Annotated in this window: 14 protein-coding genes; 12 read left to right on the top strand and 2 right to left on the bottom strand. The window is 62.6% G+C overall.

All coding sequences use genetic code 11. The features are described from left to right. Positions 1–6: 6 nt before the first annotated feature. From prcB to NEK97_RS01195, 12 genes are all read left to right on the top strand, one after another. Positions 7–816, top strand: coding sequence for a proteasome subunit beta (prcB, locus tag NEK97_RS01250; RefSeq protein ID WP_257368073.1), 810 nt, complete (start codon positions 7–9; stop codon positions 814–816). Position 817: 1 nt separating this feature from the next. After that, positions 818–1,525, top strand: coding sequence for a proteasome subunit alpha (gene prcA / locus NEK97_RS01245; protein WP_257368072.1), 708 nt, complete (start codon positions 818–820; stop codon positions 1,523–1,525). Between the two features lies 1 nt (position 1,526). Beyond that, entirely contained in the window at positions 1,527–2,891 is a 1,365-nt protein-coding gene (gene pafA / locus NEK97_RS01240) for a Pup--protein ligase (RefSeq protein ID WP_235522025.1), read from the top strand. 112 nt (positions 2,892–3,003) lie between these two features. Continuing rightward, the gene (locus NEK97_RS01235; RefSeq protein WP_257368071.1) at positions 3,004–3,936 is read left to right on the top strand and encodes an FKBP-type peptidyl-prolyl cis-trans isomerase; all 933 of its coding nucleotides are present in this window, start codon (positions 3,004–3,006) and stop codon (positions 3,934–3,936) included. 69 nt (positions 3,937–4,005) lie between these two features. Further along, complete coding sequence (locus NEK97_RS01230) at positions 4,006–4,401, top strand: FKBP-type peptidyl-prolyl cis-trans isomerase (RefSeq protein WP_026540707.1); 396 nt, start codon at positions 4,006–4,008, stop codon at positions 4,399–4,401. 95 nt (positions 4,402–4,496) lie between these two features. Next, a complete protein-coding gene (locus NEK97_RS01225) occupies positions 4,497–6,527 on the top strand; it encodes a YafY family protein (protein WP_257368070.1) in 2,031 nt (676 codons plus the stop codon). A gap of 9 nt (positions 6,528–6,536) precedes the next feature. Further along, entirely contained in the window at positions 6,537–6,887 is a 351-nt protein-coding gene (locus NEK97_RS01220; RefSeq protein WP_235522028.1) for a hypothetical protein, read from the top strand. A 36-nt stretch (positions 6,888–6,923) separates the two neighbouring features. Continuing rightward, entirely contained in the window at positions 6,924–7,193 is a 270-nt protein-coding gene (gene tatA, locus NEK97_RS01215; protein ID WP_235522029.1) for a Sec-independent protein translocase subunit TatA, read from the top strand. Between the two features lie 6 nt (positions 7,194–7,199). Continuing rightward, on the top strand, positions 7,200–8,036 hold the full coding sequence (tatC, locus tag NEK97_RS01210; protein ID WP_257368069.1) for a twin-arginine translocase subunit TatC: 837 nt from the start codon (positions 7,200–7,202) through the stop codon (positions 8,034–8,036). Positions 8,037–8,060: 24 nt separating this feature from the next. Then, a complete protein-coding gene (locus NEK97_RS01205) occupies positions 8,061–11,036 on the top strand; it encodes an RNA helicase (RefSeq protein WP_257368068.1) in 2,976 nt (991 codons plus the stop codon). A gap of 48 nt (positions 11,037–11,084) precedes the next feature. Further along, positions 11,085–12,743 (top strand): amidohydrolase, encoded by a 1,659-nt coding sequence (locus NEK97_RS01200; protein WP_257368067.1) that lies wholly within the window; start codon positions 11,085–11,087, stop codon positions 12,741–12,743. Positions 12,744–13,144: 401 nt separating this feature from the next. Next, positions 13,145–13,888, top strand: coding sequence for a polyprenol monophosphomannose synthase (locus NEK97_RS01195; RefSeq protein ID WP_257368066.1), 744 nt, complete (start codon positions 13,145–13,147; stop codon positions 13,886–13,888). A gap of 76 nt (positions 13,889–13,964) precedes the next feature. Here NEK97_RS01195 and NEK97_RS01190 read toward each other — a convergent pair whose 3' ends face one another. Continuing rightward, positions 13,965–14,312, bottom strand: a complete 348-nt coding sequence (locus NEK97_RS01190; RefSeq protein WP_011774875.1) for an RNA polymerase-binding protein RbpA — start codon at positions 14,310–14,312, stop codon at positions 13,965–13,967. 257 nt (positions 14,313–14,569) lie between these two features. Next, the gene (locus NEK97_RS01185; RefSeq protein ID WP_257368065.1) at positions 14,570–15,547 is read right to left on the bottom strand and encodes an SPFH domain-containing protein; all 978 of its coding nucleotides are present in this window, start codon (positions 15,545–15,547) and stop codon (positions 14,570–14,572) included. Positions 15,548–15,629: the final 82 nt, after the last annotated feature.

The raw sequence follows: 15,629 nt of genomic DNA, 5'->3' as shown, positions 1-15,629 counted from the left end.
GCAGCAATGCAGGACCCATCAACCGGCCCCCTGGCCAACCAGGCAACGTCTTCCTTTACGGAGCATCTCCAACGATCCCGTCCCGAGCTCCTGCCGTTCAATCAGTTGTTACCCGCAGGCACCGTGCCGTCGTCCCCACATGCCACCACAATCGTCGCGCTGACATATGCCGGCGGGGTGCTGATGGCCGGTGACCGCAGGGCCACCATGGGCAACGTCATTGCCAGCAGGCACATCGAGAAGGTGTTCCCGGCCGACCAGTACTCTGTCCTTGGTATCGCCGGGACGGCAGGCCTGGCCATCGATATCACGCGCCTGTTCCAGGTTGAACTGGAACACTACGAGAAGATCGAGGGAACACTGCTCAGCCTCGTGGGCAAGGCCAACCGCCTCGGGGCCATGATCCGCGGAAACCTGCCCATGGCCATGCAGGGGATGGCCGTCATCCCACTCTTCGCCGGATTCGACCATTCATCCGGAGTCGGCCGCCTGTTCTCCTACGACGTCACCGGGGGCCGCTATGAAGAGCAGGAACATCACTCCGTGGGTTCCGGATCCGTGTTCGCCCGCGGCGCCCTGAAAAAGCTCTGGAAGCCGAACCTCTCGGAGGAGGCCGCCGTCGCCGTGGCTGTCGAGGCCCTCTACGACGCCGCCGACGACGACTCCGCCACGGGTGGACCGGACCCTGTCCGGCAACTCTGGCCGGTGGTGTACACAGTTAATCGCGCTGGTCACCGACGGGTTCCCGAAAGGGACCTGGCGGCCATCGCCGGGGCCATTGTTGAGTCGCGGGCCATCGCCGGACGGGAGGCCTGAGATGACGCAGCAGTTCTATGTATCGCCCGAGCAACTGATGAAGGACCGTGCGGACTTCGCACGGAAAGGCATCGCACGTGGCCGTTCCGTTGTGGTCATCAGTTGCGCGGATGGCATCGCCTTGATAGCCGAAAACCCGTCACCCTCCCTGCACAAGATCGGCGAGATCTATGACAAGATCGCCTTCGCCGCAGTGGGAAAGTACAACGAATTCGAAAGCCTTCGACAGGCCGGCGTCAGGTACGCTGACGTCCGCGGCTATTCGTACGATCGCGAAGACGTGACTGCCCGCGGACTGGCGAGCGTCTACGCCCAGAGCCTGGGTGCCGTGTTCACCGCCGAACAGAAGCCATTCGAGGTGGAACTGGCAGTGGCCGAGGTTGGCGCCACCCGGGAGCAGGATCACCTCTACCGGCTCACTTTTGACGGATCGATCGCTGACGAGAATGGTTTTGTGGTCATGGGCGGCCTGGCTGACCAGATCTCCGACGTCGTCCGTGAGGCTTGGGAGCCGGAAATCACCCTGGCCGGGGCCATGCGTTTGGCGTTGCGCGCCTTGGCGACAGACAAGGAAGCGGATGAACTGCCCGCCACCGCCGTCGAGGCAGCAGTGCTGTACCGCGCCTCCGAAAGCCACCGTGGCTCGCGCAGGGCTTTCCGGCGGTTGCTGCCCGAGGATATGACCCGGTTGCTCACAGAGGAGACCTGAGATGGACAAGCGAATATTTGGCATTGAAACGGAGTTTGGAATCTCCTATTCCAGCCCGGATTCGCGCCCGCTGGCACCGGAGGAAGTCGCACGATACCTCTTCCGCAAGGTGGTCAGCTGGGGCAGGTCGTCGAACGTGTTCCTGACCAACGGCTCCCGCCTGTACTTGGACGTTGGTTCGCACCCTGAATATGCCACGGCTGAATGCGACGACCTCGCCCAGCTCATCGCCCATGACCGGGCCGGCGAACTTATCCTGGACGACCTCGTGGACGAAGCCCAGTCGAGGCTTGCTGCGGAGGGCTTCAACGGCACGGTTTATCTCTTCAAGAACAACACCGACTCCGCAGGCAACTCCTACGGCAGCCACGAAAACTACCTCATCCCGAGGCGCGGGGAGTTTTCCCGCCTGGCTGAGATCCTCATTCCCTTCCTGGTGACCCGGCAGTTGATCGCCGGTGCGGGCAAGGTCCTGAAGACCCCGCACGGTGCCACGTTCGCGTTCTCCCAGCGCGCCGATCACATCTGGGAAGGCGTGTCGTCGGCCACCACCCGTTCGCGTCCCATCATCAACACCCGTGATGAGCCGCACGCCGATGCCGAGTTCTACCGCCGCCTTCACGTGATCGTGGGCGACTCCAACATGTCCGAGACCACCGCGCTGCTCAAAGTCGGAACCGTCGACCTCATCCTGCGCATGATCGAGGCCGGCGTCATTATGCGTGACATGCGGATGGAGAACCCCATCCGCAGCATCAGGGAAATTTCCCATGACCTGACCGGGCGCGCACTGGTACGGCTTGCCAATGGCCGGCAACTGACGGCGCTGGACATCCAGCGGGAGTACCTGGCAAAGGTCACCGACTTCGTGGCCAGCAACGGGGCGCACAACGCCCACGTACCGCTCATCCTTGATCTGTGGAAGCGGACCCTGGATGCCATCGAAAGCGGCGATACCAGCACCATCGACACCGAAGTTGACTGGGCCATCAAGAAGAAGCTCATGGACGGCTACATGCGCCGGCATAACCTCGGCCTGGACTCGCCCCGCATCGCCCAGCTCGACCTCACCTATCACGATATCTCCCGGCAGCGCGGCCTCTTCTTCCTGCTGCAGGCCCGTGGAGCAGCCCGCCGCCTCGTGACCGAGACGGACGTGAAGGACGCCGTGGACGCGCCGCCCCAGACTACCCGCGCCAAGTTGCGTGGGGACTTCGTCCGGAGGGCTCAGGAGCTTGGCCGTGACTACACGGTGGACTGGGTGCACTTGAAGCTTAATGACCGCGCGCACCAGACGATCCTGTGCAAGGACCCGTTCCGCAGTGTCGACGAGCGGGTGGACGCCCTCCTGGACTCTATGAGCTGACTCCCAGCTTCACGGGCTATCCTGAGTAGTGGTCTCCTCTAGAGGGGCCACCTGCTTGGATGCGCAGTGCGTCATTCCAAGTCTCCCTTGCCCCGACGAAAGTGTCTTTTTTGTGCGCCGACTCCTAGCAATTCTCCTTCCTGCCCTGCTGCTGATGACCGCGTGCGGAGGAGGAACAACTCCGGCCAGCGAGCCCACCAGCCAGTCCGTTGGCGATGTCTCAAAGCTTGACTCCTTGAAGGTCACGGACAATGGCAATGACAAGGCGCCGGGGATTGAATTCTCCAAACCACTGAAGGTGACCGAGCCCACTGTCAAGGTGGTCAGCGAGGGTGACGGCCAGCCTGTCAAGGCGGGCCAAATTGCCGAACTCGTGTACGTAGCCGTTGATGGCACGGACGGGAAAACACTTGAGGACGGGTACGCAAACGGACCCCAGCCGATCGAGCTGTCCGAGCAGATGAAAACGGGCAATGAGCTCATATTCAACGCGGTTGTCGGCGCTAAAGTGGGCAGCCATGTAGCTATCGCCGCTCCGGGCAGTGCCTCTGCCACGGCTCCTGCGTCCACCCAGCTGGTGGTGTTCAAGATTGCCTCCGCCAAGGACGCACCGGGCCTCTTGAGCAAGGAAGAGACCGATCAACTGGACAAGGACGGCAAGCTGCCAAAGGTGGCCTTTGACGACAAGGGCGTACCGTCCGTAGAGATCCCCAAGACCGATGCTCCGGCCGGCCTGTCCGTCAAGGTTTTGTCTGAGGGCTCCGGTGATGAACTGAAGAGCTCGGACACGATCGACGCCAACTACACCGGGTGGCGCTGGGAAGACAGCACCAAGTTCGATTCCAGCTATGACCGCGGCGAGGCCGCGACGTTTGGCCTCACACAGGTCATCAAGGGCTGGACTCTGGGCCTGACGGGCCAGAAGGTCGGTTCCAAGGTGCTGCTCACCATTCCTACTGATCTTGCTTACGGAGCCAATGCTGCCGCACAGGGCAAACCTGCCGGTCCGCTGGTCTTCGTCGTGGAGATCAAGGGTAAGAAGTAATCCAAGTCGCGGGCACTGGCTTAGGCTGGTATCCGACAACCATTCGTCCATCCTGCAAAAGGAGCAACCATGTCATTTGGTCAGCGTGACTTCGACCGCACCAAGCCTGAAATCGACTTCCCGGAAGGTGACGTCCCCACGGACCTCGTCATCACGGACCTCATTGAGGGCACGGGCGCGGAGGCAAAAGCCGGAGACACCGTCTCCACCCACTACGTTGGTGTCGCCTGGTCCACGGGCGAAGAGTTTGACGCTTCCTGGGGCCGCGGCGCTCCGCTCGACTTCCGTGTCGGCGTCGGCCAGGTCATCCAGGGCTGGGACCAGGGCCTCCTGGGCATGAAAGTTGGCGGCCGCCGTCGACTGGAGATCCCGTCGGAGCTGGCTTACGGCTCCCGTGGTGCCGGCGGAGCGATCAAGCCCAACGAAGCACTGATCTTCGTGGTTGACCTCGTCGCTGTCCGCTAGGACCCGCGTTCTGCGCAAGGCGCGTTGCCCTCCGGTTTTGCCGGTCGGTGACGCGCCTTGCTGCTTTCCCGCCGGACTTTAGTAACGTAGCAACCGTGTCTGCATCCCGCACCGAACGACTCCTGAACCTCCTCCTGGCTTTGCTCAATACCAAGGTGGGGCTTCCGCGTTCCGTCCTTCGCGAAAAGGTCTACCACGATTCAGCCGAAAACGACGTCGCTTTTGGGCGCATGTTCGAGCGCGACAAAGTGGACCTGAAGCAGTTCGGCTTCGAAATCGAAACATTGACCGATCCCCGCAGTTTTGGGGCCGACGACCCCGCGTCCACCCGATACCGGATCGGCAAGGACTCCAACCGGCTTCCCGAGGTGAACCTGACACCGGCAGAGAGCACGGTGCTCCTTCTCGCTGCGCAGTTGTGGGAACGCGCCGCTTTGGGTACCGCGGCAGCAAACGCCGTCCGGAAGCTGCAGGCTGCCGGTGGTTTCACGGACGTCGACCTGCCTGCCGGGGTTCAGCCCCGCATCAAGCCCGCCGGACAAGCGTTCGACGACGTCGTGGCGGCCATGCACGGCAGGCATCCGGTCCGTTTCGGCTACCTTGCGGTCAGCACCGGACGCGAAGAAGTGCGTGAAGTGGAGCCGTGGGGTCTCGGGAGCCGGTTCGCCCAGTGGTACCTCGTGGGCTTCGACCGGGGGAGGGGAGCGAAGAGGCTCTTCAGGCTCTCGCGCATGACGACAGCGGTAACGGTCGTAACCGGAGGCAGTTTCGAGCCCCCGGCGGGATTTAACGCCCGGGCCGAGCTCGACGCCCTCAACGAGCTGCCCATCCAACGAGCTATCCTCGACGTCGACAGGGGCCGGCTCCTCGCGCTCCGCAAGAGGGCTGTCCGGCCCGGCTCGACTCCTGCCATCAGCGACCCTGACGGTGACCGTGACCGCATCGTGGTGGAGTTCAGGGATCCTGAGCAGCTCGCCGAAGAGCTGGCATCCTATGGACCACACGCCGTGGTGATCGAACCCGCAGAGTTGCGGTCCGCCGTCGTCCGCCGCCTTAAAAGTGCCCTGGACTTCGACGTCTCGCCGGAGCCACCGGTGATCTTCCCCGAAGCCGGGCCGACGCCGCGGGCGCGCAAGCGTACATCGGAGGACCAGCTGGCCAGGATGCTGCAGCTCGTCCCGTTCCTGGTCCACCACCAGGGCCTGCACATCCAGGAAGTCGCAGACCACTTCGGCATCAGCCGCAAAGCGCTGATAGACGATCTCAAGATCCTGATCTGTTCCGGCTTGCCGGAAGGCTATCCGGACGACCTCCTGGACATCCAATGGGAAAATGACCATGTCTACATTTCCGAGCACCTGGACCTGAACCGCCCCGTGCGCTTCAGCGAAGACGAAGCAGCGGCCCTTCTGACCGGGCTGGCCATGCTGGGGGACCTGCCGGCCCTGGCAGGCATGCCTGAAGACGAACCCGGGAGCGCACTGGAGTCCGTCACCATCAAGTTGACCGGCGCTGCGGGGCAGGCTGGTCGGCTGGCGGGGTCGGTCGCAGGCCAATCGGTGGCACCCGAACAGTCCCAGGCCTTCGCCACCATTACCAAGGCCATCCGGGACGGGGAGCAGCTCCGGCTGAGGTACTTGTCGCTCCAGCGGGACGAAGTTTCAGAGCGGGATGTCGACCCCTTGCGGCTCTTTTCCCTCGACAACACCTGGTACTTCGAAGCGTATTGCCACAGCAAGGAAGGGCTCCGGAATTTCCGGCTGGACAGGGTTGAGTTCCTGGAGCCGAACGGCCGTCCGGTATCCGGGACGGTGACGGCTCCGGACGCCTTCCCGGCGCGGCTCTACACACCCAGTGATGACGACGTGCTGGTAGTGCTGCAGCTTACCCGGCAGGGCGTGGGGCTGGCTGACGACTACTACGCCGAGCGCACGGCGCAATTGCCCGACGGCGGCCTCCTGGCCGAGGTCCGGTTCGGCAGCGCGGAGTGGCTTCCCATGTTTGTTTCCCAGCACGGCGGATCAGTGCGAATTCTCACCCCTGGGGCCTTGCGGCAGGCAACCCGCGCATGGATCAACGAGGCCCTGGCCGGGTACGACTCTTCGTCGGCCGGCCGGGCTGGCTAGACTACTCAGATGCCTTGGTGGTTCTGGATCCTGTTGTGGATCGCGCTCATTGCCCTTTCGTTGCTCCTCCACGTGACGCTGGGGTATCGGTTGTTCAGGAAATTCATGACAACTGTTCATGAATTGGCTGATGCAGGTAAACGTTTCAGCAACCTTCCGCCGGTCCCGAAAACCTCCGATGTTGAAACCCCTGCCGACCGCCCTGAACCGGGGTCTGCCATTTTTGCCTCCCCGGAGCAGATGCGTCATGATTACCTGACGGCCAAAGCCTCCCGACAGGAAGTTCGGCGTCAAAAACGCGTCAAACGCAAAGCCGAGCGGGGTCAGCCACAATCCCTGCACGACATAGAATTCAGATAGACGTAGGATGTATCCAAAAGGAAAGGACCTCCCCACATGAGGCTCGAAGGCTGGCATCTCATCATCATCATCGTCCTGGCTCTGGTGCTTTTTGCCGCACCGAAGCTGCCGTCCATGGCGCGCAGCATTGGACAGTCGATGCGCATTTTCAAGTCTGAAGTCCGGGAAATGAAGAAGGACGGTTCTTCCGAAACGAAGGATACGCAGCAACCTTCCGACGCCGTTGAAGGCAAAGTGGTAGGTCACCCGGATGTGAAGGCACAGAACAACGGCGAAACCGACGTTCCGCCCGCTAACCGCGTCTAAGAAGAAGTGGTAGAAACGAAGGGGCGCAAGGCCAACCCCGAAGCCCGGATGGCGCTCCTTGACCACCTCAAGGAGCTCAGGAACCGGCTCTTCAAGGCTGCTATCGGCGTCATTGTCGGAACCGTGGTGGGCTTCATCGTCTACCAGCCGCTCCTTGAAGCGCTGATCAAGCCGATCAAGGACCTCAACGCCAAAGAGGGCAGGGCGGCCACCCTGAACTTTGACGGTGTGGCCAGTTCCTTTGACCTCATGGTCCAGGTGTCGGTGTTTCTTGGCGTGATAGTTTCCAGCCCCGTCTGGATCTATCAACTGTGGGCGTTCATTGTCCCCGGGCTTCACAAAAAGGAGCGCCGCCTGGCGCTGTCGTTTGTGGCGGCGGCAGTTCCCCTGTTCATTGGTGGTGTCCTCCTCGCGTGGCTCGTGCTGCCCAACGCAGTGCGCGTGCTGACCGACTTCACCCCGATCGGCGGTTCAAACTTCATCAGCGCCGAGATCTACTTGGCGTTCGTCCTCCGGCTGTTGCTGGCTTTCGGTATCGCCTTCCTTGTTCCGGTGGTGCTGGTTGGCTTGAACCTCGCGGGAATCATCAAAGGTAAGCAACTCGTCAAGAGTTGGCGCATCACCATCTTCCTGGTGTGCCTTTTCGCGGCCATGGCCGCTCCGGGTGCCGACGCAATGAGTATGTTCTACCTGGCCGCCCCCATGTTGCTGCTGTTCTTCGCAGCCGTTGGACTGTGCCTCGTCAACGACAGGCGCCGGGAACGACGCTCTCTGAAGCGTGCTGCTGAGACTGAAGCCACTGCGGACATCGCCACCTCTGCCGCGGATCTGGAGAATCTGTAGACCTCGGCCTACTAGGCTTGAGGCATGTCCTCCACTTCCGGGTCTCCATCACCGTCCGACCGTTACCAGGCCGCAGCCCAGCGGGCGGCCGAGTCGAAAACGTATCTCGGATCCTTTGCCCGTTCGCTTGATTTCGAACTCGACGACTTCCAACGGGACGCGTGTCGCTCCCTTCAGGAGGGGCGGGGAGTCCTGGTGGCCGCCCCGACCGGGGCCGGCAAGACAATCGTTGGCGAGTTTGCCATCTACCTTGCCTTGGAACGCGGCCTTAAGGCTTTCTACACCACCCCCATTAAGGCGTTGAGCAACCAGAAGTTCTCCGAATTGGCGGCCAAGTACGGTGCGGCCAATGTGGGACTGCTGACCGGTGACACCACCATTAACGGCGACGCTCCTGTGGTGGTCATGACCACCGAGGTCCTGAGGAACATGTTGTACGCCGATTCGGAGACGCTCGGTGATTTGGGCTTCGTGGTGATGGATGAGGTCCACTACCTGGCGGATCGCTTCCGCGGGGCGGTGTGGGAAGAAGTCATCATCCACTTGCCCAGCGAGGTACAGGTTGCTTCCTTGAGCGCTACAGTCTCCAACGCCGAGGAATTTGGCGCGTGGCTGGACACCGTCAGGGGCGACACCGACGTCATTGTCTCGGAGCACCGGCCCGTTCCACTCTGGCAGCACGTAATGGTGGGCCGCGAGATCGTTGATCTTTTTGCCGGGGACACTACGTTCGATGAAATAGCTCCAGCCGTGCCGGGCCCACTGGACCCCGAGGTGCCTGATCTCTCCGAGAACGCCGAGATCCCTGTCGAGCCAAGCGGCCCCCAACGCCGCAAAGTGTCTTCCGCGCGCTCCGCATCGACCAAGGCGAGCCAAAGCCTCGTTAGCCGGGAATTTGAAGTGAACCCCGACCTCCTGGCCATGGCACGCTCGGAAAGCAGGATGAACTCAGCCGGCCGATACGGGCACGGGGGCCGGAGCCGGCGCCGCCAGGACCGCTACAGGGATGAGCGGCAGCAGTCCGGGCAACGCAGCCCGGTCCGCAAAGCCAGCCGCCCCCAGGTGATCGAAAGCCTGCGTCGCCAGGATCTGCTGCCTGCCATCACCTTCATCTTCTCCAGGGCGGGCTGTGACGCCGCGGTTGCCCAGTGCGCGGCATCGGGGTTGTGGCTCACAACCGAGCGCGAGCAACAGATCATTGCCCAGCGCGTGGACGAAGCAAGCCACGAAATTCCTGCAGACGACCTCGATGTCCTTGACTTTTGGAGCTGGCGGGACGGCCTGGTCAGGGGCTTCGCCGCCCATCATGCCGGTATGCTCCCTACCTTCAAGGAGGTAGTGGAAAAGCTCTTCGCAGACGGTCTGGTCAAAGCCGTGTTCGCAACAGAAACACTCGCTTTGGGCGTCAACATGCCGGCGCGCTGCGTGGTCCTGGAAAAACTCGAGAAGTTCAACGGCGAAGCACACGTCAACATCACCGCGGGGGAGTACACCCAGCTCACGGGTCGCGCTGGACGACGCGGCATCGACGTCGAGGGCCATGCGGTGGTGCTGTGGCAGCCCGGAACTGATCCCACCGCCGTCGCAGGCCTTGCTTCGCGGCGCACCTATCCCTTGAACTCCAGCTTCCGCCCCACGTACAACATGAGCATCAACCTGATCGCCCAGTTTGGCCGTGTGCGGGCGCGCGAAATCCTTGAATCGTCCTTCGCGCAGTTCCAGGCGGACCGATCCGTCGTGGGCCTCGCCCGGCAGGTGCGCGGCCGTGAGGAGTCATTGGCTGGGTATGCAAAGTCCATGCAATGCCATTTGGGGGACTTCACTGAGTACTCCAAGCTCCGCCGCGACCTCAGCGATGCCGAGAACTTCGCGGCCCGGGATAACCAGCGGGCCCGCCGCTCCCATGTAACCGACTCGTTGACACGGTTGATCCCTGGGGATGTCATCAGCATCTACAGCGGCAGATTGGCTGGGCACGCAGTGGTCCTCGAGGTGGATCGGAATGCCCGCGAACCGCGGCCCTCCGTGCTGACATCCGATAACCAGCTCCGGCGCATCGGCGTCCACGACCTGGAGGGGCCCGTGTCACCGGTTACCCGCATCAGGATCCCCAAATCCTTCAATTCCAAAGTACCCAAGGCCAGGCGGGACCTTGCCGCGGCCATGCGTCATGCCATCAGTGAGGACGTACCCCAGAGCCGTCGCAACAGCAGGCACGAGGACTTCGGTTTGGGTGCCCGGCTCCCGGACCAGGAAAAAAAGATTGCGGATCTGCGCCGTGCATTGCGCGCCCACCCCTGCCACGGATGCAGCGAACGCGAGGACCACGCCCGCTGGTCGGAGCGCTGGTGGAAACTGCGCAAGGAAACCGACGGACTGGTTCGCCAGATCCAAGGCCGGACCAACACGATCGCCAAGACGTTCGACCGTGTCTGCGATGTCCTCTCGGCCTATGGTTACCTGGAGACCGACGACGCCGGTCATGTGACGATCAGCGCTGATGGCCAGCGTCTCCGCCGCATCTACGGAGAAAAGGACCTCCTTATCTCCCAGTCGGTCCGGCAGGGCGCCATCAACGACCTTGATGCCGCAGAGCTCGCTTCCCTGGCCAGTACCTTGGTGTACCAGGCCAAGCGCGAGGACCGAGGGCTCAGGCCGAAGATGCCCTCGGTTTCGCTCGAGTCGGCCGTGGACATCGTGGTGCGTGAGTGGTCACAGCTGGAGGACACAGAAGAACACCACAGGCTCCCGCTGACCGGGGAGCCCGAACTTGGACTGATGTGGCCCATGTACAAGTGGGCCAAGGGACGCCACCTCCAGGATGTCCTCAACGGCACCGACCTCGCGGCCGGCGACTTCGTCCGTTGGGCGAAGCAGGTAGTGGATCTCCTGGACCAACTGGCCAAAATTCCCCAACTGGACCCCCGCCTGTCCAGGATCTGCCGCGAGTCCATCGACCTGGTCCGGCGCGGCGTCGTGGCCTATTCCACCGTGGCCTGACGCCACCTCCATGAATTACCGTCTTCAACCGCTCAAGGAGCTCAACGCATGAACCAGCCAGGCGTGCCTGCCGGCCATCACCACGCAGGGACCGGCAAGAAGGTCACCATGTACCGCAATGGTTCGATCTATACAGCTGCGGATCCGTTCGCAACAGCCATGGTGGTCGACGGCGATACCGTTGCCTGGGTGGGCTCTGAGCAGGCCGCAACCTCCATTGCGGATTCATCAATGGACATCATTGACCTTCGCGGAGCCTTGCTCGCACCAGGCTTTGTCGACTCGCATGTGCACCTGACAGAAACCGGGCTGGCCCTGTCGGGGCTGCAGCTGGGCGCTGTGCGTTCGGCCAGGGAACTGCTCGACGCCGTTGCTTCTTCGGGTGGTACGGGAACAATCCTGGGCCACGGTTGGGACGAGACGCTGTGGGATGATCCCACGCTTCCTACCCTCGAAGAACTGGAACGGGCATCGGGGGGCCGCCATGTGTACCTCTCACGCATCGATGTCCACTCAGCACTGATCACGGCTTCGCTGGCTGCCGAGGCCAACGCAGCGGGCCTGGACGGGTGGTCAGGAACCGCGCAGGCAGTGCGGGCGGCACACACGGCAGCCCGGCTGGCAGCCCGAAAATTCCCGGAAGACCAGCGGCGCGCATATCAGGAGCGGGCCTTGAAGGAAGCATCCGCCAACGGGTATGTGGCGTTGGCAGAGATGTCCGCACCCCACATCTGCGGCCCGGAAGACCTTCGCTTGGCGACATCATGGAATGGGCAGCCGGGCAGTCCCGAGGTACTTCCGTACTGGGGTGAGCTGGCTACCTCCGAAGAGCATGCCCGGAGCATCCTGGCAGGCCTGGGTACCGATGTGAGGGGACTCGCCGGGGATCTCAACATGGATGGGTCCCTGGGCTCAAGGACGGCCGCGTTGCTGAATGATTACTCTGACGCACCCGGTCAACGCGGCAGCCTGTACCTCGGGGTGGATGACGCAGCGAAGCACATCGCAGCTACGTCCTTGCTGGGCATCCAGGCAGGCTTCCACGTTATCGGCGACGCCGGGCTGGCCGCGGTGCTGGACGCGCTGGACGTGGCCGCCGCCGAGGTGGGGGAGCAGCGCATCCGTGCAGCCAGCCACCGCCTGGAACATGTCGAGATGGCTGACCAGGCCGCCATCGACAGACTGGCCAAGTACTCCATCACCGTCAGTGTGCAGCCGGGCTTCGATTCCGCGTGGGGTGCAGCTGGCAGCCTGTATTCGCAACGCCTCGGCGCGCGAAGCCAATCCATGAATCCCTTCGCCTCCTTCTACGCCAGCGGAGTTCCCATTACCTTTGGCAGTGACAGTCCGGTCACACCGTTGCGCCCCTGGTCCAGCGTCCGCGCCTGTTTGGAGCACAGCAACCCCGAGCAGCGGATCTCAGCCAGGGCTGCGTTCCTCGGCCACACCCGGGCCGGCTGGCGGGCCACCAAGCATCGGAACCCCCTGATGGGCCAGCTCGTGCCCGGCGCCCCGGCCAGTTTCGCGGTGTGGGAAGTCGACGAACTCATGGTCCAGGTTGCCGATAGCAGGGTCCAGTCCTGGAGCACGGACCCCCGTGCGCGGACACCCCTGCTGCCTGCCCTGGACACCGGCACCGATCCGCGTTGCCTCCAGACTGTCCGGGAAGGACAGGAGCTGTTCGCCCATGAGGCACTCAGGTCCTAGCTGGCGAATTTTCCGCGGAGAGCGAGTGCTCTGAGCTGGGAAGACAGACGGATCCGCAGGTCATTGGCTGGTTGACAGCATGCTGTGAGTCCGTAGCATTGAGGCTCAACGGATGATCAACTTAGAGGCAGCACACGGAGCCTAACGGTCCAGCCGTGGCCGGTTTTCCATGTTGGCGGCACATGAGTGGGCAGATCCTCGGTGACCCAGAAAACAGTTTGTCCTGGACTTCGCTTCCCGACACTACTGGCCCTGGGCCTGCGGAGCTGCCCGCACATGTGTTCGGCGCCACAGCCGCCCGAGGAGGTCCCGGCGTCGTCCTATAATGGAGAGTTGCGCCAGAATGCCAGCCGACTGGCTGGTCCGGCACACTGACCGCTCCATCAAGGAAAGGCCTCTTCTTGCGTGTCCTGACAATCATTCCCACCTACAACGAGCTCGAATCGCTCCCCAAGACCCTCGGGCGCCTCCGCGCAGCAGTTCCCGATTCCGATGTCCTGGTGGTTGACGACAACAGCCCTGATGGCACGGGACAGTTGGCCGACGGCTTCGCCGCGGAGGACAGCAACGTCCATGTCCTGCATCGGAAGGGCAAGGAAGGCCTGGGGGCCGCCTACATCGCAGGCTTCAAATGGGGTCTCGCCGCTGGGTACGACATCCTGGTCGAAATGGACGCCGACGGTTCGCACCAGCCGGAGCAACTTCCCCTCCTCCTGGATGCAGTCAAGGACGGAGCAGACCTCGCCATGGGTTCCCGTTGGGTGGAAGGCGGCAGCGTCGTCAACTGGCCGCTCTACCGTCAGGCCATCTCCCGGATCGGCAGCACATATGCGCGCATCATGCTGGGCGTCAAGATCAAGGATGTCACCGGCGGCTACCGCGCATTCCGTCGCAGCACGCTGGAAGCGCTGAACCTGGACGAAGTCGAGTCGGTTGGTTACGGCTTCCAAGTCGACCTTGCCTGGCGGGTAGCCAAGCTGGGCCTGCGCATCGAGGAGCGCCCCATCACGTTCGTGGAGCGCGAACTCGGTGCCTCGAAGATGAGTGGCAACATCGTTGTCGAGGCCATGATCAACGTCACCAGGTGGGGCCTGGCCGCACGCTGGGCAAAACTCACCCGGAAGTCGCCGGCGGTCGCCAAGTAACCGCCGCAACACACCAAAAAGGCCGGCTCCGATTCCCCTCAGGGAATCGGAGCCGGCCTTTGGTGTACCTGGATTGCTATGCGGAGCGGCGTTCTCCACGGCGCTCACGCAGAATGTTCAAACGATCCTCGAGGATCTGCTCCAGCTCGGGAAGGCTGCGGCGCTCAAGGAGCATGTCCCAGTGCGTGCGGACAGCTTTCTCGTTGGCATCCACGGGACGCTCGCCATCAACCAGGAGTGCTTCCTTGCCGGTCTTGGAAACCCAAACCGGGGGGATCTCGGCTTCTGAGGAGAAGGTCACGAAGACCTGCTCTCCATCTTCGCAACGGTACTCGACCCGCTGGCGCGGTGCCGGCTCAACACCGGATTCGGTTTCCATGCTCTGGGCGCCAAGACGCATACCCCGCAGGCTGCGATCGCTCATGATTACTCCCTCTGTCTGTTCGCGGAGCAGTAACCCCGCGCTAGCCGTAAGCCGTTTTCACGATCCTTACGGACTACTTCTGCACACCTTGCATCACTAATTGCAACGCCTGGCAAAGCTTTTATGTTCCATCCACGCTGAACCAGCCGGACAAATATCCCATTATACGCGGATCGGCGCTCCGTACTCAAAAGGGGCCGGACGCGACGAACGGCCAGCCACTGGGGCTGGCCGTTCGTCGCGTGTTGGCGCTGCGTTTACTCAGCGCTCCGGGACGGCGCCACCGGTGTAGTCTCGGCGGACTTGGCTTGTTCGTTACCGCCAAAGAGGCCAGCTACAGGAGACTCTCCCGTAGCGCCCCCGAGGGCACCGCCGATTCCCTTGAGTGCCTCGCCGACTTCGCTGGGAATGATCCACAGCTTGTTGGAGCTGCCCTCGGCAAGCTTGGGAAGCGTCTGCAGGTATTGGTACGCCAGCAGCTTTTGGTCCGGGTTCCCCTTGTGTATCGCGTCGAACACCTTCTGGATGGCCTGGGCTTCACCATCGGCCCGGAGGATAGCAGCCTTCGCATCACCTTCGGCGGCGAGGATAGCGGCTTGGCGCTGGCCTTCCGCTGTGAGGATCTGCGACTGCTTGGTGCCCTCGGCGGTCAGGATGGCCGCGCGGCGGTCACGTTCAGCGCGCATCTGCTTTTCCATCGAATCCTGGATGGAGTGGGGCGGATCAATGGCCTTGAGCTCGACCCGTGAAACGCGGATTCCCCAACGGCCTGTTGCCTCGTCCAACACACCACGGAGTTGGCCGTTGATCTGGTCGCGGGACGTCAGTGCCTCTTCGAGGTTGAGCCCACCCACCACGTTACGCAGCGTGGTAGTAGTCAGCTGCTCCACAGCCTGGATGTAGTTGGCGATTTCGTAGGTAGCCGCCCTGGGATCAGTGACCTGGAAGTACACCACGGTGTCGATCGAGACCACCAGGTTGTCTTCGGTAATGACCGGCTGAGGCGGGAAGGATACGACCTGCTCGCGCAGGTCAAGCAACGGCAGGAGCCGGTCGACGAACGGGATCAGGATGGTGAGTCCCGGATTGAGCGTGCGCTGGTACTTACCAAGCCGTTCAACGACGCCGGCGCGCGCCTGCGGGATGATCCTCACCGAGCGGACCAACACTATGATCACAAAAATGACGAGAACAATCAGCACAATTGCTGCTGCTGTTCCTCCTAAGCCGTCCATACATCTCCTTCGTTCCCCAATTGCGTGGTTTGATGCCGCTCTGCACGGGAGTCCCCGCCGGCCCGATAACCGGCAGGCGGGT

The sequence above is a fragment of the Paenarthrobacter sp. UW852 genome (genome assembly GCF_024608385.1).
GTDB lineage: Bacteria > Actinomycetota > Actinomycetes > Actinomycetales > Micrococcaceae > Arthrobacter.
This window is presented reverse-complemented; position numbering and strand designations above follow the sequence as displayed.